This is a genomic window from Bacillus sp. 2B09 (assembly GCF_003946835.1).
GTDB classification, from domain to species: domain Bacteria; phylum Bacillota; class Bacilli; order Bacillales; family Bacillaceae; genus Bacillus; species Bacillus altitudinis.
Window position 1 is genome coordinate 851,440 of sequence record NZ_RPSG01000001.1, and the last position, 19,204, is coordinate 870,643.

The window sequence follows — 19,204 nt, forward strand, 5'->3', positions numbered from 1 at the left end:
ATCGAAATTTCTCGATCTTGCCTTAGAATAAGGTGACAAAAATCGCTTGGACAGCACCGATCAATCCACCTAAAAGACCGCCTAAAAATGTGATCATCTTCAGCTCCTTATTAGATATGCTGATCACAAGCTCTTCCATTTTTTCAAGCGGGAAAAGTTCAATTTGTTCACGAATAATTTCTTCAAATTGGAGCTTTGCGAGCAGTCCCTCAAGCGCATTAGATGCGGCTTCAATCCCTTTATCAATGAGAGATGGAGCAAACTTGGTCTTAAGATCATCCGCTACTGCACTGATGTAAACTCCTACTGGTCTATCTAACAGAACCTTTGTAGAAAAATGTGAAAGCAATTGCTTTTTCACACTAAATAGAAGCTCTTTCACATTCCATTTTTTATCAAGCTCATGTAAAGAAAATTGCTTTACCTTGTCCCATTCTTGAACAAGTAAATCTGATAAAAACCTTTTTGTCTCTGCATTCTTTAAGAACTTCATCATTTCAGGATGTACGCGATCAATTAAGCTTGAATTCCCTAAAAACATTTGGACCATACTGCCAAGCATTCCTCGTTCTTTTAAGAAATCATCTATCATATGACCGAGTCTTGCTTTTCCCTCATCACTTTCAAAGTAATGAATGCCTCTCTTTAAAATATAATCTGCGGCATCTGGAATTTTGGATGCAAGCTTATTTTCTACATCCTGTGGCAGCAGCTCAGACAACGTTTGCTGATCATACTTTTCAAGCAGTGAGTGGAGCTTATGATCAGTCCACTGATGAAGCCATGCGTCAGCTTTAACGTCAGCCTGTGAAAAACCGTATCTTTCTAACATGGAGAAAACCGTCATTTCCATATCAGCACCTTTATCAATATATCGGTGCACTGTCTGCAATATCTCTTGCCTTGCCTCCGATGATTCAAATCGTTTTTGAATACCCTCTGGCGTTAGTAAATGCTCCATCACCATGACGCCAACCTGCTTGGCTACTTCATCTCTCCTTTTAGGAATAAGACCTGGTGTAAATGGGAGCTGCTTCCCAAATAAATAATATGGCTTATACGGACGAAAGAGCATTTTAATTGCGAGATGGTTTGTTGCTGCCCCTATCACTGCACCTATCACAATCATAAAGATAAACGTTGTGAATATATCCAAAGTCGTCATCTACCTTTCAAACAACACCTGAAGTTTATTGTTTTTATCTATACGTATTATAGTTGTTGTCAAGAGTCCAAGCAAATGAAGCATTCAATGTGACATATGAGACAACGATCTGTCGTAATGATATAGGAACGCCAAGTTTATGTAAAATCAACAAAAAGTGTTTTTGAGATGTTAAAAAAAGAATTTGAAAAGTAGGTGTTGTTTCATGACGTCAACGCTCGGCATTGTCACTCTTTCTCCGAAGCATGAAGAAGCATTCACACATCAGCTTGCCAAAGCAGCCTCTTCTTTTGATTTAGAAGTTGTTCGTTTTTCACCTCTAGATTTAAAGCCTGCTTCAAATGTCATTCACGGTCAAAAATTTAAGACTGGCAAAGGATTTGAAGCGTCAGAATTTCAGATTCCTGACTTGATTTATGATCGTTGTCTTTATCAGCATGACGCACAATCTAAAAAAGCAAAACCTATCATGAATTGGTTAAAAAAGTATCCAAAAACCGTTTTTTTGAATACTGGAATTTCAAATAAAATGCGGCTATTCGAGCAACTCCGTCTCCTCCCTTCTTTACAACCATACTTACCTGTCTGCTCTCTATTGACAGAGCCTTCAGACCTTCTCAACTTGGTCAGAAAGGGCGGATATTGTAAAATACAGCCGCTTTCTCAACAGCACGCAGCACCCTCTTGCTTCATTTCTTTAAGAGACAAATCACTCATTACTGTGCAGCTAAACGCTAAGCAAATCATCACCTTTTCACATTCAGCAGAGGTTGTGCGCTGGTGCAAAAAGTATATCGGCCGATCTTTCCTTCAATTTTTTAACACGAATGATCAAAAAGACGTTATATTCAATGAAATTAGGATTTTTCTTATAAAAAATTCACAAAATCAATGGAATAGCATGGGGATTCATACAAAACCATCAGTAGAAAACAGCCTTTTAAGCAATACACAAAATTCCATTCATGTGGTAGCCTTTGATCACTATTTAAACTCATTAAAGCCACACATCAAGGAGCTATTGTTAGATGATATTGCCTCCATTCAGTCATCTCTTCCAGCGTTTATAGACAAAACTTTCTCACCGTGTATTGAATTCGCTATAGACTTGCTTCATACAAATGAAGGCAGACTTTTCATCTCAAACGTAAGATCAAAGCCAGGACGATCCTCTTTTTTAAAAGCTTATCCTGAGAGGGAGAATCAATTGATTCAGACCATACTTGAACATGCCAAATCGATGATGGCTGAAGAAAAGGAGGTTCCTTATGAAGAGAAAACGCTACAGCATCGCTCCTCATTCAGCAAGTGAAAATACAGTACATCTCCCTGTCCAGTTTAAAGAGCAGGGGGCAATTTTATCTATTGCTTTAGGTTCTTGTTTAATAGATGATTTCACCATTTCCTATCATCATCAATCACAAAGGATTTTATTATCAGAAGACCTTTATCGCGCTTTACTCATTCCATACAAAACGAAAGCTGAGGTCATATTAGTTCAACATACACTCTATATAGGACCTCTCATCGGCATTTTCACTGCAGGATTCGAACAAAATACAGCACCTTTAGGCACTAGGTCTTCCTATTTTATGAAACTGTTGCAATCTTGCAGGCAGCATGCTGGTTTTGCATATCTTTTTGGTACTCATTCTATCGATTGGGATAAAGGAATAGTAGACGGTTTGCTTTACCAAGAGGAGCGCTGGGTAAAAAAGCAGATGCCCCTCCCATCCGTTGTTTATGACCGGCTGCCTAATAGAAAGGCTGCTCAGTCGGCATTCATTCAAGAAACAAAACGAAAACTCACTCAAGACTACGATATCCCTTGGTTCAACCCTTATTTTTTTAATAAATGGGACATTCATGAACAGCTATTAACAGATGAAAAAACAAGCTTTTTCTTACCACATTCCATACGATTAGATCCTTTTGATGCTTTAATTAAAATAGAAACACTCCTTCATCTGCATCATGTGATTTATTTAAAACCAACAAACGGCAGTCACGGAGACGGTATTTATCAGTTAAAGAAGACGGAAAACGGGATCACTGTCTGCTCAAATAAAGGGAAATCCACTTCATATCATTCCGTAGACCATTTCGTGAAAAAAATGCGAAAAGATTGTGCAATGCAAGACTTGATTGCACAACAAGGCATTGAGCTTCTTCAAATAGACAATCAACCACTGGATTTCAGAATTCATACGAATAAAAATAAGTATGGTCATTGGACTGTTACAGCCGTTGCTGGAAAAGTTTCAGGAGATCACACTGTCACAACCCATCAACTGCATGGTGGTTCAGTAAAAACACTGTATGATATCTTTCCTGATGCAGAGAAATGTTTGGAGATTTTGCAAGAGCTCTCTGATACTGCCCTAGCACTTAGTCGTGTGATAGATGAAAAAATGCCTGGTCTGATTGGGGAAATTGGCTTTGACTTAGGTATTGATCACTTGGGTGCTATCTGGATGTTTGAAGCCAATTCTCGTCCAGGCCGCGAGATTTTTCTGCATGCACCATTGAAAAACTCAGAATGGCTGATTGGGAAAAGAATCGTTGAATACGCATCTTACCTAACAGAAATGGCTCTTACTCCTATAGACCATGCAAACGCCTACTGATGTTTTCTTTTCATGTCTCTGAAATCTGAGCTTTCCCTATGCTCTTTTCATCAGATGAGATACAATAAAACCAAGTTCAAGGTTGTTTCCGGATTGTCGTGTGTATTTATTGTTTCATCAATAAAAGCAAGGAGGCAATGATGATATGATTTCTCATTTTCAATGGAAACCTCTCTTTAAAAAAGCGCAATTACCTGGCTGGAAAATATCCTTTTTTCATAATGGTTCACACTATGAAGGCATTTATCACAAAACGGGTGATATTGAATGGGGCTCTCAGCTTCCGCCTCATGAAGTTGAACCAACCTTAAAAGAAGAAATCCACGAATTAATGCTATTCCATGTGTATGATTAAACTGTTTAAGGAGCCTCGCCATGTTAGAAAAACTAAAACTTGTTTACGGACACCATATCATCAGTTCACCAACAAATGATAAACAAATTCTCTGGTATCAAACAGACGAAGGCGAAATTTTCGGAGTAAACAAAACGGAGCTAACAGAAAGAGAAACGCTTCTTCTCAATTCATTCCTCACACCAATTGATGTACCTCATACGCAGGAGACGGAAGAAGAACAGAAATGGTACAGCTATCTCTTTGAAAACAAATCAATCACCATTGATCAATCTGTCCGTGTTCATTTTTTTAAAATGGAGCACCAAGCAGAACAAAGGCAGCAAATAAAAGAGGCTGTGAACAGCAGCCTCGAACATATTCATTTCATATGGACAGGCACTGAAACAGCTATGCTCATTCAAACAAATGCTACATCAGAAAATGGTCAACTTGAACAGCTACATGATTTGTCTCAAGCCATCACAAGTGATTTTTTAACAGACGTTGTCTTCATGCAAGGACAGCTGCATTTGCCGAATGGAAATTTAAAAATGAGATTATTAAATGAACATCAGCTCTTTTTATGGCATCTGAAGCAAGGAAAACTTAGGTCAGGGGTTGCAACATTTTATCAATGTCTACCTGCTTTCATTCGCCATGATACAGACATGGTTTCTGCCGCTATTTCAGATGCATTTATAGAAACAATCTTTGATCGGGACGTTTACCGGACTCTCACGACCTATATGCAGTGTAATTTAAATGCATCGCAGGCAGCAAAAGCGTTATATGTTCATCGAAACAGCCTTCAGTATCGGATTGATAAATTTATTGAACGGACAGGGCTAGATATACGGCATTTTCAAGAAGCGTCAGCTGCTTATTTCATGATGAATCTTCTCGATCTTTCTTAAATGATCCTATCATGAGCACCTTGCCTAAAAATGAAAATAAGATGTTGTGCACGTTGTCCATTTACAGACACCCTTCCTTTTTATACACTTCATTTATAAGTAAAGCGCTTTCAAAAAAAGGACTGGGAGGCTACCACCTATGGCTGAAATGATGCTGAATCAAATTTATAAAGTGTACGATAACAAAGTAACAGCAGTAGATAACTTTAATCTACATATTGAAGATAAAGAATTTATTGTGTTTGTTGGTCCATCTGGGTGCGGAAAATCAACAACCCTCCGCATGATTGCAGGCCTTGAAGAAATTTCACAAGGGGATTTTCTATTAGACGGCAAGCGAATGAATGATGTGGCACCAAAAGATCGGGATATTGCGATGGTTTTCCAAAACTATGCCTTATACCCTCATATGAATGTGTACGATAATATGGCTTTTGGATTAAAGCTTCGAAAATTTCCTAAAGCAGAAATTGATGAGCGGGTACGAAACGCTGCAAAAATATTAGGGCTTGAACAATACTTAGATCGAAAACCTAAGGCATTGTCTGGAGGTCAAAGACAGCGTGTTGCACTTGGAAGGGCCATTGTGCGCGATGCCAAAGTCTTTCTTTTGGATGAACCTCTCTCTAATTTAGATGCTAAACTTCGAGTTCAGATGCGTGCCGAAATTTCTAAACTTCATCAGCGGCTGCAGACGACATTCATCTATGTCACACACGATCAAACAGAAGCCATGACAATGGCTACTCGGCTTGTTGTCATGAAAGATGGCTTTATTCAGCAGGTTGGCGCACCAAAGGATGTGTATGAAAACCCAGAGAATGTCTTTGTAGGAGGATTTATTGGCTCTCCAGCGATGAACTTTTTTACAGGAAAACTGTCTGACGGAGCCATTGCCATTGGGAATACGCACATTCGTGTACCAGAAGGAAAAATGAAAGTATTACGCAGTCAGGGCTATATCGGAAAAGATGTGATTCTAGGCATCAGGCCAGAAGATTTCCATGATGAACCTGTGTTTATAGAGGCTTCTGAAGGAACAAAAATTGAAGCAAACGTAGAAGTGGCTGAATTAATGGGAGCCGAAACGATGCTTTATTCTTCTCTCGCTGGTCAAACGTTTATTGCACGTGTTGATTCTCGCACAGATATTCAGGCAGGTCAGACGATCCCTCTTGCCATTGATATGAATAAAGCGCACTTCTTTGATACAGAGACTGAGCTGCGCATCCGCTCAGCTGAATAAGAAGACGTTCCACAAACCATCACCATTGGGTGGTGGTTTTTTGTATATGAAAACAACATTTACCATGTTCTTTTTCCGTATGTTTTTTTCGTAGCGAACCATAATATTTAGTACAAAGCAGTTACCACATTGGGTTTCGCCAAGTGGCAAATGACTTGGTCATTTCGCTGGTGCGATTCCAGCAAACCCAACCAAAAAAATCATATATAAAAAGGAGATTCACATCATGGCAAATTCTAATAGTTCAAATCAATTACTAGTTCCTGGAGCAGCGCAAGCAATCGATCAAATGAAATACGAAATCGCTTCTGAGTTTGGTGTAAACCTTGGAGCAGAAACAACAGCTCGTGCTAACGGTTCAGTTGGTGGAGAAATCACAAAACGTCTTGTATCTTACGCTCAGCAAAACCTTGGCGGAACAAAAGCTTAATTTCATATCTGGATCATAGAAGGCACCTCTTATGGTGTCTTCTTTTTTTGGTTTTATCCCTCACCGATTCCTTTTGAATTCATATGATGTATTAGAAAGGAGCGGATTTTCATGGACATTATTTCAGGTGTGAATTTTGAACTTCTACAATTTGTCGGTCTCTCTCTATTATGTGAATATGCTCATAGTATTCGGTCCTTTCATCTTTATAAAAAAAGCATGACATAAAACTGTACCATTTTAAGTTCTTTTCACTTATAGTATGTAGTGGAGGGATCGATCAGATGAAAATAGCTCTTTTCGGTGCTCATGGACGTGTAGGACAAGCATTTCTTCGTTTCGTAAAAGAAGATGATCGTTACATGGTTCGCTCGTTAATTCGGACAAACCGGGAAGAAATGCTTGCGGGTATGTTTCAAGTCACCGGCAATTCCAGAAATCAAGAGGATGTCCTTGAAACGATTAAAGGATCAGATATTGTCGTGAGCTGTCTATCAACAGATGGTGATGATACTTTATCTGTTTCAATGGAGCATATCGTACAAGCCATGAAGCAAACAGGAACATCAAGAATTATAACGATTGGCACTGCGGGGATTTTAAAAGCAAGGCAGCAGCCTGAGCTTTACCGCTTTGAAACAAATGAATCAAGGCGAACCACTTCCCGAGCTGCTAAAGAACATGCCAAAGCATTTGAAATTCTTCAATCAACTGAACTAGATTGGACAATCATTTGCCCAACCTATTTACCAGATGGAGAAGTGACACGGTCATATCGCTATGAAAAGAATTTTCTCCCTATAGATGGACAGAAAATTTCAGTTGAAGATACCGCACACTTTTTGTATCAGCAGTTAAACTCAAAGGAATTTGTGCATCAACGCGTCGGTATCGCTTATTGACCATTTAGTTCGTGTAAATGATATACAACCAGTAAAAGTCGAGATCATTTCATGAAGCCTCGACTTTTTTCATTGCCATGAAAAAAGCCTCTTTCAAATTGAAAGAGGCTTTTGCTGCTCATCCTATCAGCTGCTAGCCACAGCTCCCTTTTGTAATTCGTACATTTGCGCATACAGTCCGCCTTGCTCCATGAGCTCTTCGTGGCTGCCGCGCTCGACAATCTCACCCTTTTCTAACACCAAAATCATGTCAGCTTTCTTAATAGTAGATAATCGGTGTGCAATGACAAAAGTGGTTCGGCCTTCTTTGACGACATCTAGTGCCCGTTGAATGATGGCTTCTGTTTCTGTATCGATGTTAGCCGTCGCTTCATCTAGAATTAAGATCGCTGGATCGTATGCCAGTGCACGGGCAAATGAAATCAATTGACGCTCCCCAGAGGAAAGAGTACTCCCCTTTTCAACAACTGGTTCATCAAAACCTTCAGGCAAATGCTTTAATAGTTCTGCTGCGCCCACTTGCTTTAACGATGTTTCAATCGTTTCTCTTTTAATGTCTTCATTTCCTAAACTGACATTGGAGGCAATCGTTCCAGAGAACAAATAAGGATCTTGCAGTACAATGCCCATTTGCTTACGCAACGTTTGGCGCGACTGATCATAGATGCTTTTTCCATCAATGAGGATATCCCCATGCTGAATATCATAAAAACGCAGCAGCAAATTCATGATCGAACTTTTCCCAGAACCGGTATGTCCAACGAGTGCCACCGTCTGACCTTTTTTCGCCTCAAAGGTGATGTTCTTTAATACATTTTCCCCTTCATTATACGCAAAGGTAACATCCTGAAATTGAACGAGCCCCTCGATTTTCTTCTGAACCGGTTCTTCCACTTCAGTACCAGGCTCATCTAATAATCGAAAGACCCGTTCAGATGAAACCCTTGCTAATTCTAATCTAGAAAATTGATTCACAATGCCTGTAATCGGCTGGAACAAACGATTTAAATAATCGACAAATGCATAGAGCACCCCAATCGACACAATGCCCGTCGCACTTAAGGACGCGCCGCCAAAATACCAAATGAGTGCGACGTATGCTAAGTTCCGAAGCAGATTCACCAAGTTATGTGAAAGCAGTGAATTTAAATGAAGCATCTTTCGCTGATATCGAAAGTGATTGTTATTCAGCTCATCAAATTCTTCTTTCGTTGCTTGTTCATGTCGAAATGCTTGAATAATCGTCATTCCTTGAATAGCTTCATTTAGCTTGGCATTAATTTCACTGATGATGGATCGAATGCGATGATTGTAAACCGACGCAAACTTTCTGTAAGTCATCGACCATAGGAAAATAATCGGAACAGCCACTAAACAAATAAGCGCCAGCTTCACATTTAATAAGAACATGGCGATATAAATTCCAACCATGTAAATGGCACTTGTGACGAAATTAGCGAGTACTGTTACATATAAATCACGAATGGTTTCTGTGTCATTCGTAATCCGCGCGACAACCTTTCCAGCCGGTAAATTATCAAAATACCGAATCGGAAGCGTTTGAATATGTTCAAATACGTCCACTCGCATTTTTTGAATAATGCGATTTGCAATACGCTGGAGTAAATAGTGCTGCCCATATTGAAAGAAAATCGCAATGACGAGCATCCCAAAATAAAATAGAACAAGCTGCACCAAACCACTGATTTCCGGTTGATAAAAAGCGAAGATTTCCTCTTTGGATAAACGCTGTACCTGATACGTCTCACGCTCGCTCCCATTTTCAATGGTGAGCTGATCCCCTTCTATTGTCCGGCTCCCGTCAAATCGAATCGGTTCATTCACAAAATAGTACCCAAATCCGACTTGCACGACATTGATTTGCTTTCCAGCTTCATTTTGATTCTGTAGCCGGTCACTTCTTATATAGTTATTTCCCTGGTAATAAACCGTTTTATCTGTTTTTTCATTTACCTCAACATACGGTTTTTCTACACCTAAAATATGATCATCAATCATTTTTTTCCCAATGAAAGGTCCTGTCAACTCAGCACCAACTGCAATGATCAGAAAGATCAAAGCAACAGACAACACTTTTTTATAGAGGAGTGCATAGGCAAGAAGTCTTCTCCCTGTTGTCATGCCTCATCCCCTCCTTCCAGCTGATTTGTCAGCTGCTGACGCAGAAATTGCTCTTTATACCATCCATCTTGCTGAATAAGCGCTTGATGGGTTCCCTTTTGAACAATACGTCCTTCTTCCATGACAAGAATGAGATCCGCATGCTCTACAGCTGATAGACGGTGGGTTGTAATAAATGTCGTTTTTCCATGACGATTTTGTCTTAAATTCTCTAAAATAGCCGTTTCTGTTTTTGCATCAACTGCAGATAACGAGTCATCCAAAATCAAAATGTCTGGATCAATTAATAAAGCACGTGCAATGGAAATCCGCTGCTTCTGTCCTCCTGACAGCGCCACTCCCTTTTCTCCAACCATGGTTTCCAAGCCTTCTGGTAAAAGGCGTAAATCCTTTTCAAAGTAAGCATCTTTAATCGCTTGTGCTAATTCAGCTTCTCTCGCGTCTCTATGACCGAAACGCATATTCTCTTCTACACTTTTTGAGAAAAGGACATGATCTTGCGGAACATAGCCAATCCATTGGAACAGTTGATCCAATTCAATGTCCTCAATTGGAACACCTGAAAGCAAGATCTTCCCATCACCTGTCGGATACTGACGAAGAAGCTGTTTGACAATCGTTGTTTTTCCGCTTCCCGTTTTTCCTGTAATACCAATCGTTTGCCCTTTTCGTACAGTAAAGGAGACATTCGTTAGATTATCTTTAGAGGAAGTTGGATACCTAAATGTCACATGTTCAAATTGAATATCGCCAGGCTCTTGTAATGTTTTTGGCTTGGTTGCGTCAGTTACATCCGGTTGATAACTGAGTGTATGATTCAACCGGTCTAATGAGGCATTTCCTCTTTGCATGATATTAATCAATTCACCAATGGCAAACATTGGCCAGATCATCATCCCCAGATAGACGTTAAATGCGACAAGCTCACCAATGGTTAAATCACTTTGGAACACAAGATATGCGCCGTAACCGATACCGATTAAATAACTGATCCCCACAAGCAATTTCACCGTCGGCTCAAACAATGAATCAATGATCGCCACTCTCATATTTTTTTGAAAGACATCATCTGTCATTTCTCGAAAGCGATTCACATCTTGTTTTTCCTGTACAAAAGACCGAATCACCCGAACGCCGGCAACTGATTCTAATACACGATCATTCATATCACCAAATGCATCTTGAGCGACTGTAAAGCGTTCATGAATTTTACTGCCATAAAACGCTATCAAAATCGCCATCAGTGGCATTGGAATAATGGCCATTAAAGTTAATTTCCAGCTGATCGTCAGTCCCATCGTAAAAAAGATCATCAGCATGTAAGCAGTGGAATCGACTAATGTTAAAACGCCAAAGCCTGTTGTTAAAGCCACAGCATTCAAATCATTTGTACCTAACGCCATTAAATTTCCGGTTTTTTTCTTTTCATAAAAGGTGGGTGTCATCTTAAGTAAGTGGCGCATTAATTTTCCGCGCATCACACGCTCCATGACATTTGCGCCGCCAAATAACTGATACATCCAAAAGTAGGTGAGCGCATAGACACTGACACCAAGTAAGCAAAAAATGGTTACGTAAAATAAGATACTGGATGTTGTAAATTGACCAGACCGAATGTCATCAACTGCTTGACCTAGATACCTCGGTGGCAGCATTTCAAGCACATTCACAATGAGTAGCAGCGTAATGGCGATTGTATAGCGCCTCCACTCTTGTTTAAAGAACCAGCCTAATTTCACAAATACTGAAAACATGTTTGTCTCTCCTTTTAAAGCTAGCCGCTTTCTATATTTTCCTGATTGTCACCTTGTTTCGTTTTTTGAGCTTTTGTCATTTGTCTTGCCTTTGGCATGTTCACATGCTTTCACTCCTCTTCATTTAGTTGTTGATGCATTCCATTATTTCGATATACGAAATGTATACAACAAAAAAAGAGGCAACCAGCTGACTGGTACGCCTCTTTTATACATGATAAAAAGGCGCATGTTGACAAATACGCAACATACGCCTTGATTCATCCGATCAATTGGAACATACGAGTCCCTTTTCAATGACCAATGAAGGTGTAATTGTCACGTGAATCAACCCATTCATGCAGTTTGATTTCATTCTTCCAATGATGTTGCACATGACATTTCCTCCTTTTGGCTCTTGAATCTTTTTTTATCTTATAGTGGCTGTCACCATTTTGTCAATAAATATTTTTCAATAAATGAAATTTTCTAACAAAAAGTTCACACCCTTTATGTGTATCTTTTTCAGATATCGGGTATACCATGAACGTATAGACTCCTTTTGAAAGGAATGAGGACATTGTTTCAAGCTGATCGGATGGTCGTTGCGTTTGATGGACATGAAGACAGTAAGAAAGCATTAAAGAAGGCAATCGCTTTAGCCAAAACTTTGCATGCCAAGCTGACCATTGCCTACGCTCATGATGGGAAATCCAGCAGACAGGTGTTTGATGCACCTCGCCCAATGACTGGCGGCGCTTATATCGGAGGCGGCATGGCAGACCTTCAAACACCCCCTGTGTATGTACCTCATGATGAACAGCAAAGTCCCTTGATTTTTGAAGACCATACAGAAGAGGTCGTTGCAGAAGCAAGAATGCTGTTAAATGAAGAGCAGTTTGAAGCTGCGATTGAAATTGTTGAAGGGGAGCCTGCAGAAGCGATTATCGAATACGCTGAAGAGATTTCAGCAGACCTCATCGTCATGGGAGCACGTGACCAAAGCAGATTGAAAAAAATGCTCTTTGGCAGTGTGAGTGAAAAGTTATCGTCCAAATCAGATATACCTGTACTGATCGTGAAATAAATGTCATCACAAAAGGCTAAAATGAACTTTATTTTAGCCCTTTGTCTTCTTTTCAGCGTGATAGAAAACCTTTGCAGCCCTAGGAAGGACGAGTACTGGCGCGGAGCGAATTTGACATTCGTGAGCACCAGCACGCAGGACTGACACCGAATGCGAGGGTTTGTCTACACGCTGAAAGGCTGTAAACATTGGTTTACAGCCTTTTTCCTTTTACGAAGAAATAGATGCTTCGCTTTCATGCTTAATTTTTTTCTGGAACCCTTCCTGTACACGCTTCGTGATCTCTCCTGGAACACCTTTCCCAACTTGCTGACCATCTATCTCTACAATTGGAATCACTTCAGCTGTCGTTGAACTAATGAAAATTTCCTGCGCATGCAAAAGTTCGTCTTTACTCATGCGGGTTTCTTCCACACGACATCCTTCTTCCTGACAAACCTCTAGCAGCTTTCTACGTGTAATGCCGTTTAAAATCAGGTTATTTGCTGGGTGTGTACGAATGACACCGTCAATGACGGCATACACATTCGAGGACGTCCCCTCTGTCACAAAGCCGTCTCTTATTAAAATCGCTTCAAACGCACCAGCTTCAGACGCTTTCTGCTTTTCCATGACGTTATATAAAAGGTTTAAGCTTTTAATATCACATCTTAACCAGCGAAGATCTTCAGACAATAGAGCTTTCGCACCAGCTGTCTGCTCTTGAATAGGCTTTTTCACTTGAAATGTATATGCCGTAATCTGAGGGGTAAGTGCACCATATTGATGCTTACGAGGTGCGACGCCTCGCGTGACTTGAATATACACGCCGCCATCAATCACTTGATTATCTGCGACTAGCTTCTTCAAATTCTCTTCCATATCGGATACTGTACCTTGCAGATGAATGCCGATTTCCTTTGCACTCTTGAATAGACGCTCAGTATGCTCTTTTAATGTAAACAAAGTCCCATTATATACGCGGATGACCTCATAGACTCCGTCGCCAAATTGATAGCCTCTGTCTTCAATATCAACATGTGCATCTTTTTTTTCAATAAAATCCCCATTGTACAATACTTTCATATGGAATCTCCCCTTCGCTTTGCTTAATGGTTGAATCTGATGCTATCTTAGCGGATAAATGTAAACGTTTCAATGATTATTCAGAATTATTTCATATCCATTTGACTGGATAACCTTCTATTGTAACAAATATAGATTCATAACCAAAAAGATTCCAATTTTTTAGCATCTTCTATATTCATAGGCTCTTTTTTCCTGTATACTTACTCCATATGAGCACGACAAAAAACAGCGAAAAAAGACAGAATCCACTACATGATTCGACACAAACTACTGATTTATTGGAGCGATTGTAATGCAACGGGTTACGAAAAAACAGACACCTTCAAACACGATGCTGCTCTCAAAGGCAATTGGTCTAGTCATTCTGACATTGATCCTTTTTTTCATTTGGGATATATCTAAAACCAATATGCAGGCAGCAGATCAACCGAATGAAGTGTCTGCGAGCAGTCCATTTCGAGACACAAGTACAAGTCTGAAACCAAAAGATGATTCGCCAAAAACATTAGATGCACATTTTAAGATCAATCCAAACAAACATGTAACGGATCAAACGATCTTTTTGACCTTTGATGATGGCCCTTCTGCTACATCAAATCAGCTGTTAGATGTGCTAAAATCACAGCAAGTGAAGGCCACATTCTTTATGCTCGGGCCGCAAATCAAAGAACACCCAGCAGCTGTGAAAAGACTTCATCAAGAAGGTCATCAATTAGGACTTCATGGCATCACGCATGATGTGAAACGCTTTTATCAAAAAAGTGGTTCTCCTGTAAATGAGATGAAAGAAGATCAACGTATATTGGCTTCTGTTACTGGTGAATATACACATCTTGTGAGAACACCTTATGGCAGTTCTCCAAACTTAACAGACCAGCAAAAAACACGTTTAAAACAAAAAGGCTTTGTATACTGGGACTGGACCATTGACAGTCTTGACTGGAAATATAAAAGCTCAAAATATGTACCAGAAGTATTAAATCAGCTGCAAGTGCTTGAAACCAAGTACCCGAAAGAGCCAAAAATCATCTTAATGCATGATCAACCAGCTACCGCAAAATACTTAAACAGCCTGATCACACAATTAAAGGCGAAGGGCTACACGTTTGAAGTCCTTGATGAAACAATGAAGCCACTACAACAATAAAGCAAACCCGCACCTGTTGGATGCGGGTTTTTTATGATTTATAAAGCATTCACAAGCTCGCCAATTCGTTCGTGAAAGACAAGATCAAACAGCGGATCGAATTCCGTTTCACTTAAATTCATCATGACCTTAAAGATGGAAGGATGATGAGCAGCATCTTCTGGAATATATCGAGCTGGTGCCACTTCTAAGGAAGTTCCCATAACGAGCAGCATGTCCGTTTGCTGGAGCGATTTCTCCACTTGATCAAAGTGCTTCACCATGTCTCCAAAAAGGACAACATCTGTTTTAAGTACTCGTCCACATGTGCGGCCGTCTGATGAAATCCGCTCACAAACCGGCACCTCTTCTTGTAATAAATAAGGCAGTTCGTATGTTGACCCGCATGATGGACATGTAGCTGTTTGAATGGAACCATGCAGTTCATACACATGCTGGCTTCCCGCTTTTTTATGCAGACCATCGATATTTTGCGTGAAAATATCCACGCGTTTTCCTTGCTTTTCTAAATTGGCTAAAAAAGCATGTCCAGCGTTTGGCTCGTACTCTCCACTCATCTTCATTTGAAACAATTCTTTGAATTTCGGCCAAAATTGATGAGGATGTGATAAAAAGTAAGACCGGCTCATAGCCTCCATGCGAGAGGTATCTTCTGTCCATAGTCCACCCGTTGATCTAAAATCGGGAATTCCCGATTCTGTGCTCATCCCAGCACCTGAAAGGACCGTAATATGTGAGGCCTTTGATAATCTCTCTCTTAGCGCTGCCACTTTTGTTTGATCCAACCACCATTCCTCCTTTATTCACCGAGCTGTTTCTCACCTTTTTGTTTCATATAAATGGTCTGTCCAGGGAAAGCAAATTCTACCCCTTCTTCATGGAAAATATCAATAATGCGATAGTTAATATCCTGCTTAATATCCAGGTTTTCAGACCAAGCCGTTGTGTTTGTATAAAAGTTAAAGAATAAGTTTAAATAGCTGTCTGCCAGCACATCGAAATTCACCATTATCGTTTCCTTATGAACCCCATCATGCTCATAAAGCATTTGTTTCAGACGTTTGATGCACTTATCAATGTTTTCTTTCGGTGTATTGTAAGATACGCGAACAGAGAACGTAATTTGACGTTTATTCATTCTCGTCCAATTTGTGATCGGCTCCTTTGAAAGGGTCGAATTTGGCACGGTCACCACCGCTTCAGCAGGTGTTCTAAATTTTGTGCTTCGGAAGGTAATGTCCTCTACAGTCCCAAGTACACTTGGAGTCTCTACAAAATCGCCCATTGTAAAAGGCTTCTCTGTAATAATCACAATTCCTCCAAAAAAGTTCGCCACTGTATCCTGCGCAGCGAGCGCAAAAGCAAGACCACCTAGACCAAGCCCTGCCACAAGTCCGTTCACATCATAATTAAACTCTTGTGCAATGACGCTAATACTCAGTGCAATAATCATAAACCGAAGAACCTTTGATAAAAATGGCGCTAAAATATCATCCATCTCTAATTCAAATTTTGAATTCACTTTTTGAAATAAGAAGGAAGAAGCTGCGGTTAGATTACAAAGTCCCCACGTCAGCATCAAAATAATAGAGGATCTATACAATTTGACAATGACATCCATATGGTGCTCAAAGTATGGGGCTTGTCTTAACGCAAAATATAAACCTAGTGCCACAAAAAACAGTCTCGCAGGTTTTTCAAACGCTACGACAATTTGATTAATGACTTCGGTTTTAGACCGGTTTGTCAGCTTAAAGAGCAGGTGAAACAAGTATTTCGTAAATACTTTTCGAAGTAATAAAAAAAGCAATAAAATACAAAGGCTAATGCCTATTTGGATCGCAATATCGACTGTAAAATATGTATCCATCCATTTTTGTGTAAACATCTCTGTCTCTCTCCTTTAAAACAATCCTCTCTAGTTTATAATATAACCTTCGTTTATGTCCTCTCTTAAATGTCTGACCTCTATATAAAAAGCCTCGGGACCTATCCCGAGGCATGATGTTCAATTATGAAATTTTGGCTTGAGACATATCGACGGGCAGCAAACTACTTTTTCTTCTGAGCCTGATCAAGGAGAGTCGCTTTAAACATTTCAGCATCCGTTTCGGCCTTAATACGTTCTTCCACTCTAATTCTCCCTTTACCCAATCATCTCGCCTCCTTTTCATCATTATAAAACATCAGAATTTTCAGTCAACATGACGAAAGCACTAATATTTTGACGAACGCTGACGATTTGGACAAAATTGATCGAAGAAAAATTGATGTAATTCAGGTTTACTCAATCAAAGCTTGCTCTATTCCTGTAACTTTTCAAAATGATACATCAAGCTTTTTCGGTACATGAGGTTCCATGATAATACGGCGCTCTTCTTCTCCATATAGTAAAGAAGGAAAACCACCAAAGCATTTGATATGATAAGACCAGAACTTATGTCAGGGAGCTGGAGCAAGTGTATATTATCGCACATAGAGGGTCATCAAGCGCCGCCCCAGAAAATACAATCGCTGCGTTTGATGTAGCTGTCGAGCAAGGAGCAGATTATATTGAATTAGACGTACAAATGACAATGGATCAGCACGTCGTCGTCATCCATGATGATACCGTTGATCGAACGACGAACGGAAACGGATTAGTCAAAAGCTATACACTTGATCAGTTGAAAAAACTGGACGCAGGAAGCTGGTTTGACCAACAGTATACGAATGAACGAATTCCAACATTACAAGAAATTCTTGAAAGATACAGTCAGCGGATTGGGATATTGATCGAGATCAAACACCCAAAACGGCAGATAGGAATCGAAAAGGCAGTTGCCCGCATCATCAATCGGTTTGCCTATTCTCGTCATATCATGATTCAATCTTTTGATGTTCATGCACTGCAAAGAATCAAAGCATTCGCCCCTTCTCTTCGCACAGCTTTGATTATAAAGCCTGATGCATTTAAACTAACGAAACGAAAGTTAACGACATACAGCTCGTTTGCAAATGGTCTTAATATGAAGAAAACGATGATCAATAAATGGTGGATAGATCGTATTCATTCATTCGGAATGGAAGTATTCATATGGACTGTAAAAGATCAAAAAACAGCGGATCGAATTAAAAAATATCCAATTGATGGTGTGGTAACGGATAACCCGCTATTTTTTCAAAAGGAGAAATGATGCAGATGAAAACTTATTTCGCCGTTTTTATCGGTGGATTGATTGGTACACTTTGCAGATATGAACTAAGCCAAACTGTCATCAGCCAGACATTCCCCTATGCAACGATGATTGAAAACATTTTTGGCAGCCTGCTTCTTGGTTTTGCGACAGGATACTTTCTATTTCAGAAAGGGAAAAAATATCTTGCTGCTTTGATTGGAACAGGGTTTTGCGGCGGGTTTACGACCATGTCCACCTTTTCTAAAGAGACAGTTCTTCTGTTACAGGCAGGGCAGTTCAATTTAAGTATGATGTACATCCTGCTCTCAGTCATTGCTGGAGTAGCCGCTGCTTTAGCTGGCCTGATCCTTGCTGAACGGCTCTTTCATCAAAATAAGCAGCAGAAAGGAAGCAGATAAATGATTGTTTTTTGTACAGCTGTAGCTGGAGGGATCGGCAGTGCATGTCGTTTCTTCATCAGCCAAACAATCCAGAAAACTCCATCCCATGCCCTTTTCCCGTACAGTATTATTTGCATTAATTTATTAGGTGCAGCCGGTTTAGGTTTTCTCACAGGCGCTGTAACGTCCAATCATCCACTGCTAGTGATCATAGGAACCGGTTTTTTTGGCGGCTTTACCACATTCTCTACGTTTAGTGTAGAATCTGCGACGATGCTGATGCAGCGTCAAATAGGAAAGCTTGCTGCCTATTTACTTGTAACAATTATCGGCTCTTTATGCCTTTTTGCGGTGTTTTATCAAATAGGACAACTTCTGTTTTAAATATCTGTGATGGCAGCTAGGCTGATGAGCAGTTGATCCATCAGCTGGCGCTTCATTAAAAATAGTGTCTTCTCACTATAGCCGATTTCGATTGCACATTTTGCCATGCGCCAATCTCGAAAATACTTATAATCAATGAGCTGCTGCTCTATTTCATCCAATTCTTTTAAAGCCGTTTCAATACAAGCAACAATCAGTTCATACTGACTTTTCTGCTCTTCTAATTTTTGACGTGCCATATGATGATGTTGGAGAGAACTTCGCTTTTCAAGCTGTCTTTCAATATTTAAAATGGCCGCTTGATAGTTCTTGAAATTTTTTAAATGAAACTCAATACGTTTCATTGAGATTTTTTTCTCCGTGATACTTGCTGTTTCATACCAGAGCATGTCCATCCCCCTTTTTACGAACGTTTGTTCTTATTATATACGAACATACATTCCCAAAAAAGAGGCTAAATACC

Annotated in this window: 20 protein-coding genes; 12 read left to right on the forward strand and 8 right to left on the reverse strand. The window is 39.9% G+C overall.

Translation table 11 applies throughout. From position 1 onward, the window contains the following. Positions 1 to 22: 22 nt before the first annotated feature. Positions 23 to 1,156, reverse strand: a complete 1,134-nt coding sequence (locus EBQ12_RS04390; RefSeq protein ID WP_017360325.1) for a DUF445 domain-containing protein — start codon at positions 1,154 to 1,156, stop codon at positions 23 to 25. 214 nt (positions 1,157 to 1,370) lie between these two features. On the opposite strand from EBQ12_RS04390, the gene EBQ12_RS04395 reads away from it, so the two are divergent. From EBQ12_RS04395 to EBQ12_RS04425, 7 genes are all read left to right on the forward strand, one after another. Further along, positions 1,371 to 2,477: a YheC/YheD family protein gene (locus EBQ12_RS04395; protein ID WP_125589152.1), complete on the forward strand. Its 1,107-nt coding sequence runs from the start codon at positions 1,371 to 1,373 to the stop codon at positions 2,475 to 2,477. After that, entirely contained in the window at positions 2,434 to 3,792 is a 1,359-nt protein-coding gene (locus EBQ12_RS04400; RefSeq protein WP_125589154.1) for a YheC/YheD family endospore coat-associated protein, read from the forward strand. Before EBQ12_RS04395 ends, EBQ12_RS04400 begins: the two co-directional genes overlap by 44 nt. 145 nt (positions 3,793 to 3,937) lie before the next feature. Next, positions 3,938 to 4,147 carry a YheE family protein gene (locus tag EBQ12_RS04405; protein ID WP_008348933.1) on the forward strand — a complete coding sequence of 70 codons (210 nt, stop codon included), beginning with the start codon at positions 3,938 to 3,940 and terminating at the stop codon, positions 4,145 to 4,147. Positions 4,148 to 4,167: 20 nt separating this feature from the next. Continuing rightward, complete coding sequence (locus tag EBQ12_RS04410; RefSeq protein ID WP_017360327.1) at positions 4,168 to 5,043, forward strand: helix-turn-helix domain-containing protein; 876 nt, start codon at positions 4,168 to 4,170, stop codon at positions 5,041 to 5,043. 139 nt (positions 5,044 to 5,182) lie between these two features. Next, positions 5,183 to 6,289, forward strand: coding sequence for an ABC transporter ATP-binding protein (locus EBQ12_RS04415; RefSeq protein ID WP_024719977.1), 1,107 nt, complete (start codon positions 5,183 to 5,185; stop codon positions 6,287 to 6,289). A 226-nt stretch (positions 6,290 to 6,515) separates the two neighbouring features. Further along, positions 6,516 to 6,719 (forward strand): alpha/beta-type small acid-soluble spore protein, encoded by a 204-nt coding sequence (locus EBQ12_RS04420; protein WP_008348940.1) that lies wholly within the window; start codon positions 6,516 to 6,518, stop codon positions 6,717 to 6,719. A 284-nt stretch (positions 6,720 to 7,003) separates the two neighbouring features. Next, positions 7,004 to 7,621 carry an NAD(P)-dependent oxidoreductase gene (locus tag EBQ12_RS04425; protein ID WP_008348943.1) on the forward strand — a complete coding sequence of 206 codons (618 nt, stop codon included), beginning with the start codon at positions 7,004 to 7,006 and terminating at the stop codon, positions 7,619 to 7,621. Positions 7,622 to 7,747: 126 nt separating this feature from the next. Here the strand turns inward: EBQ12_RS04425 and EBQ12_RS04430 are convergent, their stop codons facing one another. Continuing rightward, a complete protein-coding gene (locus EBQ12_RS04430) occupies positions 7,748 to 9,763 on the reverse strand; it encodes an ABC transporter ATP-binding protein (RefSeq protein WP_125589156.1) in 2,016 nt (671 codons plus the stop codon). Then, the gene (bmrC, locus tag EBQ12_RS04435; RefSeq protein WP_125589158.1) at positions 9,760 to 11,517 is read right to left on the reverse strand and encodes a multidrug ABC transporter ATP-binding protein BmrC; all 1,758 of its coding nucleotides are present in this window, start codon (positions 11,515 to 11,517) and stop codon (positions 9,760 to 9,762) included. Before bmrC ends, EBQ12_RS04430 begins: the two co-directional genes overlap by 4 nt. Before the next feature lie 559 nt (positions 11,518 to 12,076). Between bmrC and EBQ12_RS04440 the strand changes: the two genes are divergently transcribed. After that, entirely contained in the window at positions 12,077 to 12,583 is a 507-nt protein-coding gene (locus EBQ12_RS04440; protein ID WP_008348950.1) for a universal stress protein, read from the forward strand. A 210-nt stretch (positions 12,584 to 12,793) separates the two neighbouring features. Here EBQ12_RS04440 and dat read toward each other — a convergent pair whose 3' ends face one another. Then, positions 12,794 to 13,648, reverse strand: a complete 855-nt coding sequence (dat, locus tag EBQ12_RS04450; RefSeq protein WP_017360334.1) for a D-amino-acid transaminase — start codon at positions 13,646 to 13,648, stop codon at positions 12,794 to 12,796. Between the two features lie 295 nt (positions 13,649 to 13,943). On the opposite strand from dat, the gene EBQ12_RS04455 reads away from it, so the two are divergent. Continuing rightward, positions 13,944 to 14,798, forward strand: coding sequence for a polysaccharide deacetylase family protein (locus EBQ12_RS04455; RefSeq protein ID WP_125589160.1), 855 nt, complete (start codon positions 13,944 to 13,946; stop codon positions 14,796 to 14,798). A 38-nt stretch (positions 14,799 to 14,836) separates the two neighbouring features. On the opposite strand, the gene EBQ12_RS04460 is transcribed toward EBQ12_RS04455, so the two are convergent. From EBQ12_RS04460 to EBQ12_RS04470, 3 genes are all read right to left on the reverse strand, one after another. Next, complete coding sequence (locus EBQ12_RS04460) at positions 14,837 to 15,568, reverse strand: NAD-dependent protein deacylase (RefSeq protein ID WP_026050067.1); 732 nt, start codon at positions 15,566 to 15,568, stop codon at positions 14,837 to 14,839. Positions 15,569 to 15,597: 29 nt separating this feature from the next. Then, positions 15,598 to 16,686, reverse strand: a complete 1,089-nt coding sequence (locus tag EBQ12_RS04465) for a mechanosensitive ion channel family protein (RefSeq protein ID WP_024719970.1) — start codon at positions 16,684 to 16,686, stop codon at positions 15,598 to 15,600. A 164-nt stretch (positions 16,687 to 16,850) separates the two neighbouring features. Continuing rightward, positions 16,851 to 16,952 (reverse strand): YhdX family protein, encoded by a 102-nt coding sequence (locus tag EBQ12_RS04470; protein ID WP_017360338.1) that lies wholly within the window; start codon positions 16,950 to 16,952, stop codon positions 16,851 to 16,853. 305 nt (positions 16,953 to 17,257) lie between these two features. Here EBQ12_RS04470 and EBQ12_RS04475 point away from each other — a divergent pair, with 305 nt between their 5' ends. The 3 genes from EBQ12_RS04475 to crcB (EBQ12_RS04485) are packed head-to-tail and all read left to right on the forward strand — an operon-like array spanning position 17,258 to position 18,741. Next, positions 17,258 to 17,974, forward strand: a complete 717-nt coding sequence (locus EBQ12_RS04475) for a glycerophosphodiester phosphodiesterase (protein ID WP_125589162.1) — start codon at positions 17,258 to 17,260, stop codon at positions 17,972 to 17,974. Then, positions 17,974 to 18,375 (forward strand): fluoride efflux transporter CrcB, encoded by a 402-nt coding sequence (crcB, locus tag EBQ12_RS04480; RefSeq protein WP_039169279.1) that lies wholly within the window; start codon positions 17,974 to 17,976, stop codon positions 18,373 to 18,375. Before EBQ12_RS04475 ends, crcB (EBQ12_RS04480) begins: the two co-directional genes overlap by 1 nt. After that, positions 18,376 to 18,741, forward strand: a complete 366-nt coding sequence (crcB, locus tag EBQ12_RS04485) for a fluoride efflux transporter CrcB (RefSeq protein WP_125589164.1) — start codon at positions 18,376 to 18,378, stop codon at positions 18,739 to 18,741. Here crcB (EBQ12_RS04485) and EBQ12_RS04490 read toward each other — a convergent pair. Then, positions 18,738 to 19,130: a hypothetical protein gene (locus tag EBQ12_RS04490; protein WP_008348969.1), complete on the reverse strand. Its 393-nt coding sequence runs from the start codon at positions 19,128 to 19,130 to the stop codon at positions 18,738 to 18,740. The two genes, crcB (EBQ12_RS04485) and EBQ12_RS04490, sit on opposite strands and share 4 nt — an antisense overlap. Between the last annotated feature and the right edge of the window lie 74 nt (positions 19,131 to 19,204).

Excerpts from the sequence above, each read along its gene's own strand:
- EBQ12_RS04395 (WP_125589152.1), top strand. The coding sequence starts at position 1,371 with ATGACGTCAACGCTCGGCATTGTCACTCTTTCTCCGAAGCATGAAGAA.
- dat (WP_017360334.1), bottom strand. The coding sequence starts at position 13,648 with ATGAAAGTATTGTACAATGGGGATTTTATTGAAAAAAAAGATGCACAT.
- crcB (WP_039169279.1), top strand. The coding sequence starts at position 17,974 with ATGCAGATGAAAACTTATTTCGCCGTTTTTATCGGTGGATTGATTGGT.
- EBQ12_RS04430 (WP_125589156.1), bottom strand. The coding sequence starts at position 9,763 with ATGACAACAGGGAGAAGACTTCTTGCCTATGCACTCCTCTATAAAAAA.
- EBQ12_RS04405 (WP_008348933.1), top strand. The coding sequence starts at position 3,938 with ATGATTTCTCATTTTCAATGGAAACCTCTCTTTAAAAAAGCGCAATTA.
- EBQ12_RS04420 (WP_008348940.1), top strand. The coding sequence starts at position 6,516 with ATGGCAAATTCTAATAGTTCAAATCAATTACTAGTTCCTGGAGCAGCG.
- EBQ12_RS04465 (WP_024719970.1), bottom strand. The coding sequence starts at position 16,686 with ATGTTTACACAAAAATGGATGGATACATATTTTACAGTCGATATTGCG.
- bmrC (WP_125589158.1), bottom strand. The coding sequence starts at position 11,517 with ATGTTTTCAGTATTTGTGAAATTAGGCTGGTTCTTTAAACAAGAGTGG.
- EBQ12_RS04400 (WP_125589154.1), top strand. The coding sequence starts at position 2,434 with ATGAAGAGAAAACGCTACAGCATCGCTCCTCATTCAGCAAGTGAAAAT.
- EBQ12_RS04425 (WP_008348943.1), top strand. The coding sequence starts at position 7,004 with ATGAAAATAGCTCTTTTCGGTGCTCATGGACGTGTAGGACAAGCATTT.
- EBQ12_RS04455 (WP_125589160.1), top strand. The coding sequence starts at position 13,944 with ATGCAACGGGTTACGAAAAAACAGACACCTTCAAACACGATGCTGCTC.
- EBQ12_RS04410 (WP_017360327.1), top strand. The coding sequence starts at position 4,168 with ATGTTAGAAAAACTAAAACTTGTTTACGGACACCATATCATCAGTTCA.
- EBQ12_RS04415 (WP_024719977.1), top strand. The coding sequence starts at position 5,183 with ATGGCTGAAATGATGCTGAATCAAATTTATAAAGTGTACGATAACAAA.
- EBQ12_RS04490 (WP_008348969.1), bottom strand. The coding sequence starts at position 19,130 with ATGCTCTGGTATGAAACAGCAAGTATCACGGAGAAAAAAATCTCAATG.
- crcB (WP_125589164.1), top strand. The coding sequence starts at position 18,376 with ATGATTGTTTTTTGTACAGCTGTAGCTGGAGGGATCGGCAGTGCATGT.